Source organism: Streptomyces sp. NPDC001606 (assembly GCF_053596835.1).
Genome location: NZ_JBSFHC010000016.1, coordinates 167,350 through 183,608 on the forward strand (window position 1 = coordinate 167,350; position 16,259 = coordinate 183,608).

18 protein-coding genes are annotated in these 16,259 nt (G+C 71.1%); 11 read left to right on the forward strand and 7 right to left on the reverse strand.

Features of this window, described 5'->3' with window-relative positions; all coding sequences use genetic code 11:
- Nucleotide 1: 1 nt before the first annotated feature.
- Nucleotides 2-1,534, reverse strand: coding sequence for a S8 family peptidase (locus ACWCV9_RS26835; protein WP_450790272.1), 1,533 nt, complete (start codon nt 1,532-1,534; stop codon nt 2-4).
- A 337-nt stretch (nt 1,535-1,871) separates the two neighbouring features.
- Here ACWCV9_RS26835 and ACWCV9_RS26840 point away from each other — a divergent pair, with 337 nt between their 5' ends.
- From ACWCV9_RS26840 to moaA, 3 genes are all read left to right on the forward strand, one after another.
- A complete protein-coding gene (locus ACWCV9_RS26840) occupies nt 1,872-2,228 on the forward strand; it encodes a DUF485 domain-containing protein (protein WP_385843258.1) in 357 nt (118 codons plus the stop codon).
- Entirely contained in the window at nt 2,225-3,847 is a 1,623-nt protein-coding gene (locus ACWCV9_RS26845) for a solute symporter family protein (RefSeq protein ID WP_450790274.1), read from the forward strand. Before ACWCV9_RS26840 ends, ACWCV9_RS26845 begins: the two co-directional genes overlap by 4 nt.
- 190 nt (nt 3,848-4,037) lie before the next feature.
- Complete coding sequence (moaA, locus tag ACWCV9_RS26850) at nt 4,038-5,027, forward strand: GTP 3',8-cyclase MoaA (RefSeq protein WP_450790276.1); 990 nt, start codon at nt 4,038-4,040, stop codon at nt 5,025-5,027.
- Nucleotides 5,028-5,040: 13 nt separating this feature from the next.
- Here the strand turns inward: moaA and ACWCV9_RS26855 are convergent, their stop codons facing one another.
- Both ACWCV9_RS26855 and ACWCV9_RS26860 read right to left on the reverse strand, forming a co-directional pair.
- On the reverse strand, nt 5,041-5,259 hold the full coding sequence (locus ACWCV9_RS26855; protein WP_385843261.1) for a hypothetical protein: 219 nt from the start codon (nt 5,257-5,259) through the stop codon (nt 5,041-5,043).
- Between the two features lie 185 nt (nt 5,260-5,444).
- The gene (locus ACWCV9_RS26860; RefSeq protein ID WP_450790278.1) at nt 5,445-5,834 is read right to left on the reverse strand and encodes a DUF3099 domain-containing protein; all 390 of its coding nucleotides are present in this window, start codon (nt 5,832-5,834) and stop codon (nt 5,445-5,447) included.
- A 245-nt stretch (nt 5,835-6,079) separates the two neighbouring features.
- On the opposite strand from ACWCV9_RS26860, the gene ACWCV9_RS26865 reads away from it, so the two are divergent.
- Complete coding sequence (locus tag ACWCV9_RS26865) at nt 6,080-6,367, forward strand: GlsB/YeaQ/YmgE family stress response membrane protein (protein WP_450790280.1); 288 nt, start codon at nt 6,080-6,082, stop codon at nt 6,365-6,367.
- A gap of 141 nt (nt 6,368-6,508) precedes the next feature.
- On the opposite strand, the gene tyrS is transcribed toward ACWCV9_RS26865, so the two are convergent.
- From tyrS to ACWCV9_RS26880, 3 genes are read right to left on the reverse strand one after another with little or no spacing between them, the layout of a single operon-like run.
- Nucleotides 6,509-7,777: a tyrosine--tRNA ligase gene (tyrS, locus tag ACWCV9_RS26870; RefSeq protein WP_385843265.1), complete on the reverse strand. Its 1,269-nt coding sequence runs from the start codon at nt 7,775-7,777 to the stop codon at nt 6,509-6,511.
- Nucleotides 7,778-7,820: 43 nt separating this feature from the next.
- Complete coding sequence (locus ACWCV9_RS26875) at nt 7,821-9,215, reverse strand: metallopeptidase TldD-related protein (protein WP_450790282.1); 1,395 nt, start codon at nt 9,213-9,215, stop codon at nt 7,821-7,823.
- Nucleotides 9,212-10,735: a TldD/PmbA family protein gene (locus tag ACWCV9_RS26880; RefSeq protein ID WP_450790284.1), complete on the reverse strand. Its 1,524-nt coding sequence runs from the start codon at nt 10,733-10,735 to the stop codon at nt 9,212-9,214. The genes ACWCV9_RS26875 and ACWCV9_RS26880 overlap by 4 nt, the downstream gene beginning before the upstream one ends.
- A 247-nt stretch (nt 10,736-10,982) precedes the next feature.
- Here ACWCV9_RS26880 and fabG point away from each other — a divergent pair, with 247 nt between their 5' ends.
- The 3 genes from fabG (at nt 10,983) to ACWCV9_RS26895 (ending at nt 12,969) form a co-directional block, all read left to right on the forward strand.
- Nucleotides 10,983-11,687 carry a 3-oxoacyl-[acyl-carrier-protein] reductase gene (fabG, locus tag ACWCV9_RS26885; protein ID WP_385843274.1) on the forward strand — a complete coding sequence of 235 codons (705 nt, stop codon included), beginning with the start codon at nt 10,983-10,985 and terminating at the stop codon, nt 11,685-11,687.
- Nucleotides 11,688-11,691: 4 nt separating this feature from the next.
- Nucleotides 11,692-12,459, forward strand: a complete 768-nt coding sequence (gene fabI / locus ACWCV9_RS26890) for an enoyl-ACP reductase FabI (RefSeq protein WP_450790286.1) — start codon at nt 11,692-11,694, stop codon at nt 12,457-12,459.
- A 159-nt stretch (nt 12,460-12,618) separates the two neighbouring features.
- Nucleotides 12,619-12,969 (forward strand): hypothetical protein, encoded by a 351-nt coding sequence (locus ACWCV9_RS26895; protein ID WP_385843277.1) that lies wholly within the window; start codon nt 12,619-12,621, stop codon nt 12,967-12,969.
- Here ACWCV9_RS26895 and ACWCV9_RS26900 read toward each other — a convergent pair.
- Nucleotides 12,947-13,639 carry a FadR/GntR family transcriptional regulator gene (locus ACWCV9_RS26900; protein WP_450790288.1) on the reverse strand — a complete coding sequence of 231 codons (693 nt, stop codon included), beginning with the start codon at nt 13,637-13,639 and terminating at the stop codon, nt 12,947-12,949. The genes ACWCV9_RS26895 and ACWCV9_RS26900 overlap by 23 nt on opposite strands.
- Before the next feature lie 82 nt (nt 13,640-13,721).
- On the opposite strand from ACWCV9_RS26900, the gene ACWCV9_RS26905 reads away from it, so the two are divergent.
- The 4 genes from ACWCV9_RS26905 to ACWCV9_RS26920 all read left to right on the forward strand — a co-directional run bounded on the left by ACWCV9_RS26905 (nt 13,722) and on the right by ACWCV9_RS26920 (nt 16,217).
- Nucleotides 13,722-15,065 (forward strand): CynX/NimT family MFS transporter, encoded by a 1,344-nt coding sequence (locus tag ACWCV9_RS26905; RefSeq protein WP_450790290.1) that lies wholly within the window; start codon nt 13,722-13,724, stop codon nt 15,063-15,065.
- Between the two features lie 43 nt (nt 15,066-15,108).
- Nucleotides 15,109-15,228, forward strand: a complete 120-nt coding sequence (locus ACWCV9_RS26910) for an SGM_5486 family transporter-associated protein (protein ID WP_385843280.1) — start codon at nt 15,109-15,111, stop codon at nt 15,226-15,228.
- Between the two features lie 187 nt (nt 15,229-15,415).
- Nucleotides 15,416-15,622: a hypothetical protein gene (locus ACWCV9_RS26915; RefSeq protein ID WP_450790291.1), complete on the forward strand. Its 207-nt coding sequence runs from the start codon at nt 15,416-15,418 to the stop codon at nt 15,620-15,622.
- 76 nt (nt 15,623-15,698) lie between these two features.
- Complete coding sequence (locus ACWCV9_RS26920; protein ID WP_450790293.1) at nt 15,699-16,217, forward strand: SixA phosphatase family protein; 519 nt, start codon at nt 15,699-15,701, stop codon at nt 16,215-16,217.
- The last annotated feature ends 42 nt before the right edge of the window (nt 16,218-16,259 follow it).

Genomic DNA, 16,259 nt, shown 5'->3' on the forward strand with positions numbered 1-16,259 from the left:
GCTACTGGACAGCGCGCAGCGCGTTCACGACACCGAAGCCGTAGAAGCCGTTCACACGCTTGCCGCCGACGCAGGTCGCGTCCACGACCCCGTCGCCGTTGCCGTCGTACGGACCGCTCGGGCAGCCCGGGTTGTCCGCCTCGGCCTTGAGCAGGGCCAGCAGCTGGGCCGGAGTGGCCCACGGGTGGGCCGACTTCAGCAGCGCGGCCACGGCGGCCACGTGCGGCGATGCCATCGAGGTGCCTTGCAGGAAGCCGTACTGGCCGTTCGGCAGCGTGGACAGGATGCGGCCGTTCTTCGACGGCGTGTCCGGGATCTGGTACTTGTCGCCCCCCGGCCCCGCCACGTCGACCACGCCCCGGCCGTAGCTGGAGTAGTACGACTTGGTGCCCTTCACGCCGACCGCGCTCACGGTGACGACACCGGGCAGCTGGGTCGGGACGTCGAAGCACTCGTGCGGGTCGACCGTCCGGGTGGTGGCCGTCGCGTCGTCGGGGCTGGAGTCGTCCACGAGGGCGTGGGAGTCCAGGTCGTCGTTGGCGTTGCCCGCGGAAGCCACATTGAGCGTGCCCTTGCCCTGGGCGTACAACTGGGCCCTGTTGACCGCGTCAACGATGGCACGTTGATCGGGGTCGTCCATGCAGTTGTACATCCACGGGTCAACGTAATAGCTGTTGTTCGTGATCTGGATGCCATGGTCCGCGGCGAACACGAAGGCGCAGACCACACTCTCCGGGTAGAACAGCGACTTCGCGTCCGGCTGGGCCACGGTGATGCTCGCGACCTTCACGCCCGGCGCCACCCCGGCCACGCCTATGCCGTTGCGGGCCGCGGCTATCTCACCGGCCACATGGGTGCCGTGGTAGTGCTCGGCGTCCACCGGCCGCCACGCGCCGTACGTCGTGTCCGGCTTGCCGCTCACACAGTTCGCCGACTGCGCGGCGGAGAAGTTCGGGGCGATGTCCGGGTGGGTGTCGTCCACGCCCGTGTCGATCACGCCGACGGTCACGCTCCTGCTGCCCGGGTCGATCCGCGCGGCCCGGTCGGCGCCGATCGCCCGCAGGTCCCACTGGTCCGCCTCCAGGGGCTCCTCGCCCGGCGCGGCGCTCGCGGCCAGCTTCGCCGCCTCGGCCTTGGACAGGACCTGCACCGCGCCCTCGTCCGTCGTGCCCGCCGCACTGAGCGGCGCGGTCCGGGTGGCGCCCGCCGAGTCCACCCCCGGCACGGCACGCATCAGCGCACCGAAGTCCGGGTTCGCCGAGTGGACGACGATCACCCCGATCCGGTCGTAACTCGCCACGACCGTGCCGCCGTTGCGCGTGATCTCACGCTGCACCGACGCGATCGTCCGGGGATCCGTCCGGGTGTTGACCACGTACGCGAGGTTCGGCCCGTCCTCCGCGGCCCGCGCCGCCGCGGCCGTCGTGGCGGGCGCCGCCGAGGCCGCCGCCGGAAGGAAGCCGAGCGCGGCGGTCAGCGACAGCACGACCGGCACGGCGAGCGCGAGCCGGGGTCTGGAACGCAGATGAACCATGGGGTCTCCACATCATCCGGATACGGAACCGCCCGAGACACGGATGGTGCTCGGGCAGGTACATGACGGGTGTGCAGGCAGAAGCTATCTTCCGCGCCCGCTCCACGAAAGAGGCCGACGGCAGCCACTCACCGAAAGACGCCGACGGCAGCCCCTCCACGAAAGAGCACGACGGACTTGAACCGCTCCGCGCGTGGCGCCGTGACCGTGGACGAGGGGCCCAGCAGGATCGTGGCCCCCTGGGGTCACGAACGGGAGTCGTGCCACTACTCTCGGTCATGTGACCCTCCTTCCCGTGAGGTCAGAAACGCGCATGTCCGTCCCCCGAGGAGACTCCGTGGCCACCGAGACACCACCCCCGGCGACACCGGGGCCCCCACTTCCCACCACCGAGGAGTTCACCGAGGTGCAGCAGAGCGCGGAGTTCGCCGAACTGCGCCGCGCCCACCGCTCCTTCGCCTTCCCGCTGACCATCGCGTTCACCGCCTGGTACCTGCTGTACGTGCTGCTCTCCAACTACGCGGGCGGATTCATGGGCACCAAGGTGGCCGGCAACGTCAACGTCGCGCTCGTCCTCGGCCTCGCCCAGTTCCTCACCACCTTCCTCATCGCCTGGTGGTACGCCCGGCACGCCGCCACCAAGCTCGACCCGAAGGCCGCGGCCATCAAGTCCCGCATGGAGGACGGAGCATGAGCCACCCCCAGCTGCTGCTGGCCGCCGGCGAGGCGAGCGAGCACCGGACGCTGATCATCACCCTGTTCGCGGTGTTCGTCGCCGCGACCCTCGTCATCACCGTCTGGGCCGGCCGCCAGACCAAGGACGCCGCCGACTTCTACGCCGGCGGACGGCAGTTCACCGGCTTCCAGAACGGCCTCGCCGTCTCCGGCGACTACATGTCCGCCGCGTCCTTCCTGGGCATCGCCGGTGCCATCGCCCTGTTCGGCTACGACGGCTTCCTGTACTCCATCGGCTTCCTGGTCGCCTGGCTCGTCGCCCTCCTCCTGGTCGCCGAGCCGCTGCGCAACTCCGGCCGCTACACCATGGGCGACGTGCTCGCGTACCGCATGCGCCAGCGCCCGGTCCGCACGGCCGCCGGCACCTCCACCATCGTCGTCTCGATCTTCTACCTGCTCGCCCAGATGGCCGGCGCCGGCGTCCTGGTCTCCCTGCTGCTCGGCATCACCAGCGACGGCGGCAAGATCGGCATCGTCGCCCTGGTCGGCGTCCTGATGATCGTGTACGTCACGATCGGCGGCATGAAGGGCACCACCTGGGTGCAGATGGTCAAGGCGGTGCTGCTGATCATCGGCGCCCTGCTGCTGACCTTCGTGGTGCTGCTGAAGTTCCACTTCAACATCTCCGATCTGCTCGGCAGGGCCGCCGACAACAGCGGCAAGGGCTCGGCCTTCCTCCAGCCCGGTCTGAAGTACGGCGCCACCGGCACCACCAAGCTGGACTTCCTCTCCCTCGGCCTCGCCCTGGTGCTCGGCACCGCCGGGCTGCCGCACATCCTGATCCGCTTCTACACCGTGCCCACCGCCAAGGCGGCCCGGAAGTCCGTCATCTGGGCGATCGGACTGATCGGCGTCTTCTATCTGATGACCCTCGCCCTCGGCTTCGGCGCGGCCGCGCTGATCAAGCCGGCCGAGATCATCGCCTCCAACAAGGCGGGCAACACGGCGGCCCCGCTGCTCGCCCTCCACCTCGGCGGAGTGCACTCCGACGGGGGCGCGATCCTCCTCGCGACCATCTCCGCGGTCGCCTTCGCGACCATTCTCGCAGTCGTCGCCGGCCTCACCCTGGCCTCGTCGTCCTCCTTCGCGCACGACATCTACGCCAACGTCATCAAGAAGGGACAGGCCACCGAGAAGCAGGAGGTGGGCGCGGCCCGCTGGGCGACCGTCGGCATCGGCGCGGTCTCGATCCTGCTCGGCGCCCTGGCCCGCGACCTGAACGTGGCCGGCCTGGTCGCCCTCGCCTTCGCGGTCGCCGCCTCCGCCAACCTGCCGACCATCCTGTACAGCCTGTTCTGGAAGCGGTTCACCACCGCGGGCGCCCTGTGGTCGATCTACGGCGGTCTGGTCACCGCGGTCGGCCTGGTGCTGTTCTCGCCGGTGGTCTCCGGCAGCCCGGCCTCGATGTTCCCCGGTGTCGACTTCCACTGGTTCCCGCTGGAGAACCCCGGCATCATCTCGATCCCGGTGGGCTTCCTGCTGGGCGCGCTGGGCACTCTGCTGTCGAAGGAGGCTCCGGACACCGGCAAGTACGCCGAACTGGAGGTGCGGTCCCTGACCGGGACGGGCGCGCACTGAGGCTCGTACGATCGCACCGAGCCGGGAACGACGGCCGCGTCGGCCAGGACTGTAGGGTCCTACGACGCGGCCGTGCCGTACCTCGTGGGATCGGGCCGCTGTCGATGTCAGTGCCGTCACGTAGTCTCGCAAGTGACGGACGAGGCAGGCAGGACCGAGAATGAGGGATCACGAGAGGGAGGGGGCCCACGTGCTCATCGACACTTTCGGCCGAGTGGCCACCGACCTGAGGGTCTCGCTGACCGACCGGTGCAATCTGCGCTGCACCTACTGCATGCCCGAGGAGGGCTTGCAGTGGCTGGCCAAGCCCGACCTGCTCACGGACGACGAGATCGTCCGGCTCATCGACATAGCGGTCCGCACCCTCGGCATCGAGGAGGTCCGCTTCACCGGCGGCGAGCCGCTGCTCCGCCCCGGCCTGGTCGGCATCGTGGAGCGCGTGGCGGCCCTCGAACCCCGCCCCCAGATGTCCCTCACCACCAACGGCATCGGCCTGAAGCGCACCGCGAGCGCACTCAAGGCGGCCGGCCTGGACCGGGTCAACGTCTCCCTGGACACCCTCCGCCCGGACGTCTTCAAGACGCTCACCCGCCGCGACCGCCACAAGGACGTCCTCGAAGGCCTCGAAGCCGCCCGCGCGGCGGACCTGACCCCCGTCAAGGTCAACTCGGTCCTGATGCCGGGCCTGAACGAGGACGAGGCCCCCGACCTGCTGGCCTGGGCCCTGGAACACGACTACGAACTGCGGTTCATCGAGCAGATGCCGCTGGACGCCCAGCACGGCTGGAAGCGCGAGGGCATGGTCACCGCCGGGGACATCCTCGCCTCCCTGCGTACCCGCTTCGACCTCACCCCCGAGGGCGCGGACGAGCGCGGCTCGGCCCCGGCGGAGCGCTGGCTGGTGGACGGCGGCCCGTACCGCGTCGGCGTGATCGCCTCGGTCACCCGCCCGTTCTGCGCGGCCTGCGACCGCACCCGCCTGACCGCCGACGGCCAGATACGCACCTGCCTGTTCGCCACCGAGGAGACCGACCTGCGCGCTGCCCTGCGCGGCGGCGCCCCCGACGAGGAGATCGCCCGCATCTGGAAGCAGGCGATGTGGGGCAAGAAGGCGGGCGCGGGCCTGGACGACCCGTCCTTCGTCCAGCCGGACCGCCCGATGTCGGCGATCGGCGGCTAGGCCCCTCGGGAGGTCAGGCCCCTTCGGGATCCTGCCAGTCGGCGAAGCGGACGACGTCCTTCAGGAAACCCCGCACCCCGAGGAACTGCGAGAGATGCTCGCGATGCTCCTCGCACGCGAGCCAGGTCTTGCGCCGCTCCGGCGTGTGGATCTTCGGGTTGTTCCACGCCAGCACCCACTCGGCGTCGGCGCGGCAGCCCTTCGCGGAGCAGATGGGGGTCTCGTCACTCACAGCTTCGTCTCACAGAAAGAGGCCCGAACAAGGCGACGCCGAGCAGCCACGGGGGGAGCTGCCCGGCGTCGGTCCGTCGCTCCGACGGGGGATGCGGAGCGCGTACGCAGTATGTCACGGGTACCCCTGCGCCCGGCACCTGAACTGCACGATTGATCTGAGCTTTTCTTGAGCCTGACGCGGGATCAGCCCGCGCTCTCGCCGCGTTCTGCCTGCTCAGCGCCCAGGCCCGAGCCCGCCGGAGCCTCCGCGGCCCCCGCCTCCCCGCCCCTCGGCGGAGTGATCATCGGACGCATGGGCGTGGTGATGAAGGTGGAGGGAAGCGACGGCGGCCGTTCCCGGCCCGCGTTCGCGATCACCACGGCGACATAGGGGAGGACCGCGCCGAGCACCAGCGCGACGATCGCGACGTACCGCTCGACGTTCCACAGCGACGCGGCGAGGATCACCGACAGGGTGCGGATCGACATCGAGATGACGTACCGCCGCTGCCGGCCCCGTACATCCTCGGCGAGACCGGTCCGGGCGCCGGTGATCCGGAACACCTGGACGCCGCCGTGCTGTTTCCGCGTCACATTCCACCATCCGCCCGCATCGGACTCCCCGGCCCGGACCCTCGTCCACACGCCCGGCGCGCAGCCGTGCCGGGCCACCTCCACGGTACGCCGCGCACTCGCCGGCCACGAGACCGGGTCACCCGCCGCCTGCGGCGATGGCTCGGGGTTCACCCGCCGCATACGGGGGAACCCGGAGTGCGCCGTACCCCCGGCCGAACCACACTGACCGTAAAACTGACGTCGAGCCGTACGAGGAGGCAGCCATGGGCTGGTTGTGGGCGATCATCGTGGGATTCGTGCTGGGCCTGATAGCCAAGGCGGTCATCCCCGGCAAGCAGCACAGCCCGCTGTGGCTGACCACCATCTGCGGCATGCTCGGCGCCATCGTCGGCAACGCGGTCGCCCGCGCCGTCGGCGTCGAGGCGACCCCGGGCATCGACTGGAGCCGGCACATCTTCCAGCTGGTGGCCGCGATCATCATCGTCGCGGCCGTGGACGCCCTCTACATGGCGACGCTGGGCAAGCGGAAGCAGGAGAGGGCTGGGGCCTGAAGCGGCCCGAAAGGGGCGCGGGGCTGCATCGACATACGGCCCCGAAAGGGGCGCGGGCTGCATCGACACGCGGCTCCGCCGCGGGGCGCGAACGACCACGACGAAGCCGCATTACGCCGCGCACCCCACGCCCCTACGGCGTCAGCCGGCGACGACCTCCACCGCGGCAAGGTTCTTCTTACCCCGCCGCAGCACCAGCCACCGCCCGTGCAGCAGCTCCTCCCGGGCCACGACGGCGTCCTCGGCGGTGACCTTGACGTTGTTCACGTAGGCCCCGCCCTCCTTCACCGTCCGCCGCGCGGCGGACTTGCTGGCGACCAGGCCGACCTCGGCGAACAGATCGACCACCTGGCCCGGCTCCGCCACCTGGATGCGCGGCAGCTCGGACAGCGCGGCGGCCAGCGTCTTCTCGTCCAGCTCCGCCAGCTCGCCCTGCCCGAACAGCGCCTTGGACGCGGCGATCACCGCGGCCGTCTGCTCGGCGCCGTGCACCAGCGTCGTCAGCTCCTCGGCCAGCGCCCGCTGTGCGGCACGCGCCTGGGGGCGCTCCAGCGTCTGCTGCTCCAGCTCCTCCAGCTCCGCGCGGGACTTGAAGGACAGGATCCGCAGGTACGTGGAGATGTCCCGGTCGTCCACGTTCAGCCAGAACTGGTAGAACGCGTACGGCGTCGTCATCTCCGGGTCCAGCCAGACGGCGCCGCTCTCGGTCTTGCCGAACTTGGTGCCGTCCGCCTTGGTCATCAGCGGGGTGGCCAGCGCGTGCACCTCGGCACCGGGCTCCAGCCGGTGGATCAGGTCCAGGCCGGCCGTGAGGTTGCCCCACTGGTCGCTGCCGCCCTGCTGGAGCGTGCAGCCGTACCTCCGGTACAGCTGGAGGAAGTCCATGCCCTGGAGGATCTGGTAGCTGAACTCGGTGTAGCTGATGCCCTGGTCGGACTCCAGACGGCGGGCCACGGAGTCCTTGGTCAGCATCTTGTTGACGCGGAAGTGCTTGCCGATGTCCCGCAGGAACTCGATCGCGGAGAGGTTTGCGGTCCAGTCGAGGTTGTTGACCATCACGGCCGCGTTCTCGCCCTCGAAGGACAGGAACGGCTCGATCTGGGCGCGCAGCTTGCCCACCCAGCCGGCCACCGTCTCCGGGTCGTTCAGCGTGCGCTCCGCGGTCGGGCGCGGGTCGCCGATGAGGCCCGTCGCACCGCCGACCAGCGCCAGCGGCCGGTGCCCGGCCTGCTGGAGCCGGCGCACGGTGAGCACCTGCACCAGATGGCCCACGTGCAGCGACGGCGCGGTCGGGTCGAAGCCGCAATAGAACGTGACGGGACCGTCCGCGAGCGCCTTGCGCAAAGCGTCCTCGTCGGTGGACAGGGCGAACAGCCCCCGCCACTTCAGCTCGTCGACGATGTCCGTCACGGTTCTCGTGTCTCCTCGAGTGGTCTCGTAATCAGGTACGAGGTTATACGCCCTGGCTGACAGAGCTCATATTGAAGTCCGGCACCCGCAGCGCCGGCATCGCAGCCCTAGTGAACCAGTCGCTCCACTCCCTCGGCAGGGTCTTTTCGGTGCGCCCGGCCTCGGTGGCCCGCCCCAGCAGGTCCACCGGCGACTCGTTGAACCGGAAGTTGTTCACCTGCGCGGTCACCTCGCCGTTCTCCACCAGGTAGACGCCGTCCCGGGTCAGGCCCGTCAGCAGCAGGGTCGCCGGGTCGACCTCCCGGATGTACCACAGGCAGGTCAGCAGCAGCCCGCGCTCGGTGGCCGCGACCATCTCCTCCAGGGAGCGCTCGCCGCCGCCGTCCAGGATCAGGTTCCCGAGCACCGGGGCGACCGGCAGCCCGGTCAGGGCGGCACTGTGCCGGGTGGTCGTGAGGTGCTTCAGCACGCCCTCGCCGACCCACTCGGTGCGTTGCGTCGGCAGGCCGTTGTCGAACACCGACTGGTCGCCGCCGGAGGAGTGGGCGACCACGAAGGGCGGGCACTCCAGGCCGGGCTCGTGCGGGTCGCTGCGCAGGCTGAGCGGCAGCGCGGAGAGCTTCTCGCCGACGCGCGTGCCGCCGCCCGGCCGGGAGAACACCGTCCGCCCCTCGGCCGCGTCCCGGCCGGACGCCGACCACAGCTGGTAGATCAGCAGGTCCGCCACCGCGGTCGGCGGCAGTAGCGTCTCGTAGCGGCCCGCGGGCAGCTCCACGCGCCGCTCGGCCCAGCCGAGACGCACGGCCAGCTCGGCGTCGAGCGCCGCCGGATCGACGTCCTTGAAGTCCCGGGTGGACCGGCCGGCCCATGCCGAGCGGGTCCGGTCCGGCGACTTGGCGTTCAGCTCCAGCGTGCCGGTGGGCTGGTCGTGCCGCAGCCGCAGCCCGGTGGAGCTGCCCAGATAGGTGGACACCATCTCGTGGTTGGCGAAGCCGTACAGCTCCCGGCCGCCCGCACGCGCGCGTGCGAACGCCTCACCGAGCGCCGGGGCGAAGCCGGCGAACACGGCCGAGGAGGTCTCGACGGGCGCCTCCGTGAAGTCCGGCGACTGCGGTACGCCGCTCACCAGCGGCTGCGCGTCCTCGGCGGGCCCGGCGCCGCGCGCGGCGGCCTCGGCGGCCCGCACCAGCGGTTCCAGCTCCTCGGCGGTGACGGCCGAGCGGGAGACGACCCCCGAGGCCGTGCCCTCCTTGCCGTCCACCGTCGCGATCACCGTGAGGGTACGGCCGCGCGTCACACCGTTGGTGGTCAGCGCGTTGCCGGCCCAGCGCAGGTTGGCGGTGGAGTGCTCGTCGGCGATCACCACGCACCCGTCGGCCCGGGACAGCGCCAGGGCCTGCTCGACGATCTCGTGCGGCTTGTTGCTGCGGGCGCTCATCGACCGGCCTCCTGCGTGGTGTTGAGGATGTTGACGCCCTTGAAGAGGGCCGAGGGACACCCGTGGGACACGGCGGCCACCTGCCCGGGCTGGGCCTTGCCGCAGTTGAAGGCGCCACCGAGGACATAGGTCTGCGGACCGCCCACGGCGGCCATCGATCCCCAGAAGTCGGTGGTGTTCGCCTGGTAGGCGACGTCCTTCAGCTGCCCGGTGATCCGCCCGTTCTCGATCCTGAAGAAGCGCTGCCCGGTGAACTGGAAGTTGTACCGCTGCATGTCGATCGACCAGGACCGGTCCCCGACGACGTAGATGCCCCGGTCGACGCCGCCGATCAGGTCCTCGGTGGACAGCCCGGCCGGGTCCGGCCGCAGCGAGACGTTGGCCATGCGCTGCACCGGCACATGGGCGGGGGAGTCGGCGTACGCGCATCCGTTGGACCGGTCGAACCCGGTCAGCCTCGCGATCCTGCGGTCCAGCTGGTAGCCGACCAGTGTGCCGTCCTTCACCAGGTCCCAGGACTGCGCCTCGACGCCCTCGTCGTCGTAGCCGATGGTCGCGAGGCCGTGCTCGGCGGTGCGGTCACCGGTGACGTTCATCAGCTCGGAGCCGTAGCGGAGCTTGCCCAGCTGGTCGAAGGTGGCGAAGGAGGTGCCGGCGTAGGCGGCCTCGTAGCCGAGGGCGCGGTCCAGCTCGGTCGCGTGCCCGATGGACTCGTGGATGGTCAGCCACAGATTGGACGGGTCGATCACCAGGTCGTACAGGCCCGGCTCGACGCTCGGCGCGCGCATCTTCTCCGCGAGCAGCTCCGGGATCCGCTCCAGCTCGCCGTCCCAGTCCCAGCCGGTGCCGGTCAGGTACTCCCAGCCGCGCCCGGCCGGCGGCGCCAGGGTGCGCATCGAGTCGAACTCGCCGCTGGAGTCGTCCACCGACACCGCGGTCAGCTCCGGGTGCAGCCGCACCCGCTGCTGGGTGGTCACGGTCCCGGCGGTGTCGGCGTAGAACTTGTTCTCGTGCACGGTGAGGAGCGAGGCGTCCACGTGGCTGACGCCGTTCGCCGCCAGCAACCGCCGGCTCCACTCCGCCAGCAGCGCCGCCTTCTCCTCGTCGGGCACCGAGAAGGGGTCGATCTCGTACGACGACACCCAGGTCCGGTCGGCGTGCACCGGCTCGTCCGCCAGCTCCACCCGCTCGTCCGACCCGGCCGCCTTGATCACCTGGGCGGACAGCTTGGCCATGGCCACCGCCTGCGAGGCGACCCGGGCGGCGGCGTCCATGGTGAGGTCGACCCCGGACGCGAAGCCCCACGTACCGCCGTGCACGACACGGACCGCGTACCCGAGGTCGGTGGTGTCCGACGATCCGGCGGGCCGGGCGTCCCGCAGCCGCCAGGACGCGCTGCGCACCCGCTCCAAGCGGAAGTCCGCATGCTCGGCCCCCAGCGCCCGCGCGCGTGCGAGCGCGGCGTCGGCGAGGGCCCGTAGCGGAAGCGCCGTGAAGGCTTCGTCGATGGAATGAGGCACGGAGGTCTCCCTGCTGTCGTGGCCTGTCCGTCCGATCATGGCGTGCGCGCGGCCCGGTGGACCACACCTTTGGGCACGGCGGCCCGCTCATTCTGTAGGGACCCGACAGTGACACCCCCGAGCCACTGTCGGTGCCCGATTGCCCGCGCACGCGGCGCTACCGATAGGTTTTCGATGAAGCCGCCTGTCATCGAGCTGTTCGGGCGGGTTGTCGGACATCGCAGCACGCTATCGAAAGGGTGATCCGTTGAGCCGCTCGGTTCTCGTCACCGGAGGCAACCGGGGCATCGGCCTCGCCATCGCCCGCGCTTTCGCCGACGCCGGCGACAAGGTCGCGATCACGTACCGCTCGGGTGAGCCGCCCGCCGGCTTCCTGGCCGTCAAGTGCGACATCACCGACCCGGAGCAGGTGGAGCAGGCCTACAAGGAGATCGAGGACAGTCACGGTCCCGTCGAGGTCCTGGTCGCCAACGCCGGCGTCACCAAGGACCAGCTCCTGATGCGGATGACGGAGGACGACTTCACCTCGGTCATCGACACCAACCTCACCGGCACCTTCCGCGTCGTGAAGCGCGCCAACCGCGGCATGCTGCGCGCCAAGAAGGGCCGCGTCGTCCTGATCTCCTCCGTCGTCGGCCTGCTCGGCTCGGCGGGGCAGGCGAACTACGCCGCCTCCAAGGCCGCCCTGGTCGGGTTCGCGCGCTCCCTCGCCCGCGAGCTGGGCTCGCGCAACATCACCTTCAACGTCGTCGCGCCCGGTTTCGTCGACACCGACATGACCAAGGTGCTCAGCGACGAGCAGCGCCAGAACATCGTCTCGCAGGTGCCGCTCGGCCGTTACGCGCAGCCCGAGGAGATCGCCGCGGCGGTGCGGTTCCTCGCCTCGGACGACGCCTCGTACATCACTGGAGCCGTCATCCCTGTTGACGGCGGACTGGGAATGGGTCACTGATCACATGAGCGGAATCCTCGAGGGCAAGCGCGTCCTGATCACCGGCGTGCTGATGGAGTCCTCCATCGCCTTCCACGCGGCCAAGCTGGCCCAGGAGCAGGGCGCGGAGGTCATCCTGACCGCGTTCCCGCGTCCCACCCTGACCGAGCGCATCGCCAAGAAGCTGCCGAAGCCGGCCAAGGTCATCGAGCTGGACGTCACCAACGACGAGCACCTGGGCCGCCTGGCCGACCTCGTCGGCGAGGAGCTGGGCGGCCTCGACGGCGTCGTGCACTCCATCGGCTTCGCGCCGCAGGACGCGCTCGGCGGCAACTTCCTCAACACGCCGTTCGAGTCCGTGGCCACCGCCATGCACGTCTCGGCGTTCTCCCTCAAGTCGCTGACCATGGCCTGCCTGCCGCTGATGCAGAACGGCGGCTCGGTCGTCGGCCTCACCTTCGACGCCCAGTTCGCCTGGCCGCAGTACGACTGGATGGGCCCGGCCAAGGCCGCCCTGGAGGCGACCAGCCGCTACATGGCGCGCGACCTGGGCAAGCAGAACATCCGCTGCAACCTCATCTCGGCGGGCCCGATCGGCTCCATGGCCGCCAAGTCCATCCCGGGCTTCAGCGACCTGGCCTCCGTGTGGGACACCCGCTCCCCGCTGGAGTGGGACCTCAAGGACCCGGAGCCGGCCGGCCGCGGCATCGTCGCCCTGCTGAGCGACTGGTTCCCGAAGACCACCGGCGAGATCATCCACGTCGACGGCGGTCTGCACGCGATCGGCGCCTGACGCCCGTACGACACCGGTGACGCCCCGTCCCCCGCACCGCGCGGGGGCGGGGCGTCACCCGTTCGGCCCACCGGCCGGGCCGCCGCCGCAGCACCGGCGCACTCTGGATTACGCGTTCACCCGCACGTCCCTCCGCAGCCCGGCCGAGGAGGTCCCCTTGTGCGCCTGTTCCGCAGCCTGGCCCCGGTGACCGTCGCCCTGGCCCTCGTGCTCTGCCTGCCGTACGACGCCTCGCCCCACGCGCGCGTGGACGACGCCAAGCCGCCCGCGCCCGGTCTGTTCGGCGCGTCGTGCCGGATCGCCGTCCAGGGGTCCCATGTGGTGGCCTACTGTCACAATCCCTATGTCGACATCGATCGGGTGAGCCTGCACATCGAGTGCGCCCACTGGTGGGACATCGACACCGACACCGCCCCGGTGGACGCCGGCCCCGCCATGACCGTACGGCTCACCGGCCGCTGCTGGACTCAGGTCCGCGCGGCGTGGGTCAGCCACCGGAAGGGGCGCTGAACCGGCCCGGCCGGCACAGGAACGGATAGCTCGCGGCCTCCTGCGCGGCCGCCTCGGCGTCCCCCGCGCGGATGGCGTCCACCAGCCGTGTGTGGTCCATGTGGGTCTCCGGGGTCAGCTCCGCGCCGACGTCCGCCCGCAGCCAGTCCCGCAGCACCTCGCCCAGGTCGGCGTACATCGCCGTCATCACGTCGTTGTGCGAGGCCGCCACCACCGCCAGGTGGAAGGTGGCGTCGGCGGCCACGAAGGCCTCCGCGTCACCGGTCTGCCAGGCCTCCTCGCGCCGCACCAGCACCGCGTCCAGCTGCTTGAGGTCCTTCTCGGTGCGCCGCTCGGCGGCCAGTTTCGCGGCGGCCGACTCCAGGGTGGAGCGCAGCTCGGCGATGTGCCGCGGGTCGGCGCCGGCGAACCGGCGGTGCATCACACCGGCCAGCTCGCTGGTGGCCGCGACATAGGTGCCGGAGCCCTGCCGGATGTCCAGCAGCCCGTTGTGGGCGAGGGCGCGGACGGCCTCGCGGACCGTGTTGCGCGCGACGCCGAGCTGCTCGACCAGCTCGGGCTCGGTGGGGATCCGGGAGCCGACCGGCCACTCGCCGGTGGCGATCTGATTGCGCAGTTCCGCGATGACCTGCTCGGACAGTGCCGAACGGCGGGGGTGGCTCAGGGGCATGGCACACCTTCGCACAGCGGGGACGGCCGGAGCCGCCGCAGGGATGGACAACCAATCATCCCATGATTCTATGATGGGTCTCATGGCTAGTGAGGAAACCCGGACCGCACAGACCCGCACGGATACCTGCGCGGACGCCCGTACGGCGACGCAACCGACCGAGTCCGGCGCGCCCGCCGCGGCGAGCCCACCCGGGAACGCCGGGACTTCGCCGTCCACGCGCGCGTGGGCGACGCGGCTGGTCGTCGTCGGCATCGTGCTGTCCGCCTTCAACCTCCGCCCCGCCATCACCAGCCTCGGCGCCCTCATGGAGGAGGTCCGCGACGGACTCGGCATGAGCGGCAGCGTGGCCGGCCTGCTCACCTCCGTGCCCCCGCTGTGCTTCGCGGTCTTCGGCGTCACCGCGCCCCGGCTGGCCCGCCGCTTCGGGCCGGCCGCCGTGGTGTGCGCGGGCATGGCCGCCATCGCCACGGGCCTGCTGATACGGCCGTACGCCGGCGGCACCGCCGGGTTCCTGGCCGCCAGCGCGCTCGCCCTGATGGGCATCGCCGTCAGCAACGTCCTGATGCCGGTCATCGTCAAGCGCTGGTTCCCCGACCGGGTCGGTTCCATGACCGGCCTGTACTCGATGGCCCTCGCCCTCGGCACCTCCACCGCCGCCGCGGCGACCGTCCCGCTGACCCACGCCCTGGGCGGCGGCTGGCAGCCCGGGCTCGCCGTGTGGGCGGCCCTCGCCGTCGCGGCCGTCCTGCCGTGGCTGCCGGTCGTCCGCGACCGCGGCACCGCGCCCGCCCCGCAGCAGAAGTCCGACCGCGAGGCCCCGCACCAGCAGACCGCGCTGCGGATCACCCGCAGCCGGACCGCCTGGGCGCTCGCCGTCTTCTTCGGCCTCCAGGCCACCGCCGCCTACATCACCATGGGCTGGATGGCGCAGATCTTCCGGGACGCCGGCGTCCCGGCGGGCACCGCCGGCCTGCTGCTCGCCGTCACCATGGTGATGGGCGTGCCGCTGGCCTTCGTCATCCCGCGCGTCGCCACCCGGCTGCCCCACCAGGGGCCGATCGTGCTGGTCCTCGGCGTGTGCGGCCTCGCCGGATACGCCGGTCTGTACCTCGCCCCGGCCGGCGGCTCCTGGGCCTGGGCGGTGCTGCTCGGCGTCTCCAACTGCGCCTTCCCGCTGGCGCTGACCATGGTCGGCATGCGGGCCAGGACCGGAGCGGGTGTGGCCCAGCTGTCCGCGTTCGCCCAGAGCACCGGCTATCTGATCTCCATCCCCGGCCCGCTGCTGGTCGGCGTGCTCTACCAGCAGAGCGGCGGCTGGGGCGTGCCGATCGCCCTCATGGCGGGCCTGATGGTGCCGCAGATGGTGGTGGGCTTCGTGGCGGGCCGCGACCGCACCGTGGAGGACGAGGTGGCGGCACGCTGACCCCCGCGCGCAAGATCGGGAGGAAGGGTGCGAGACTGGCGCCATGCAGCCTGTGCTCGACCCGAAACCGCAGAACGGCCAGAAGAAGATGCTGCTTGTCTTCGGCTCGTTCCTCGCCATCTTCGTGATCATCGCCGTCGTCGCGACGCTCGCATCGCCCTGACCCCCGGGGGCTCACATCGCCCTGACCCGCGGGCGGATGGTGGGGCTTTCCCCCCATCCCCTAGGGGGTCAGGCTCAGGGTCAAGTGGGTGGTCTTCCGGATGGGTTGGCGGCCCCGGGTTCCGTAGCTTCGAGGAGTGACCGCACGAGGCGGTCACCGACCCGCTCGAGGACCCACGGAGGCGACCATGCCGGCCCGCACCGACTCCCGGCCCCACCCGGCGACCACGGGTGGAGTCGACATCCGGCTGCCCTGGTGGGCCCTCGCCCTGCCCGCGCTCGCCTTCATCGCACTGCTCCTGCTGATACTGAACCCGGCCGACGCGCATGCGGCGACCGACGGCCCGGCGATCACCCAGTTCGTCGAGCGCGCCCGGCAGCTCCTCGCGCGCTGAGCGGGACTCCGCGCGCGGTGGATCCCCCAGCCAACTCCCTGCGCCACATGGCCTGTTTCATGCGAAGCTGGGTCCCATGAGCGTCGCAGAACCCCGCAGGATCGTCCTCTTCCGGCATGCGAAAGCCGACTGGCCCCAGGTGTCCGACCATGAGCGTCCGCTCGCCGAGCGAGGCCGTACGGACGCCGCGGTCGCCGGACGCAAGCTGGCCGACACCGGTATCGCCTTCGACCTGGCCCTGTGCTCCACCGCCGTCCGGACCCGCGAGACCTGGAAGCTCGCCGTCCATGAACTGGCACACCGGCCGAAGACCGTCTACGAGGAGCGGGTGTACGAGGCCTCGCCCGGCGAGCTGATCGCCGTGCTCAACGAGCTCCCGGACGACGCGCGGAACGTGATCCTGATCGGCCACAACCCGGGGGTGCACGGCCTCGCCGACATCCTGTCCGGGGCTGCCGAGGGCGACGCCCGGGAGCGGATGAACCGCCGCGGCTTCCCCGCCGCTGGCTTCGCGCTGCTCACCTTCGACGGCCTCTGGAAGAGCCTGGAGCCGGGCGTCGCCACGCTCATGGACTACTGGGCACCCTCGGAGTGACCCTCACAGCGACCCGGTCCTGACGCCCTCCGACCCGTCCGG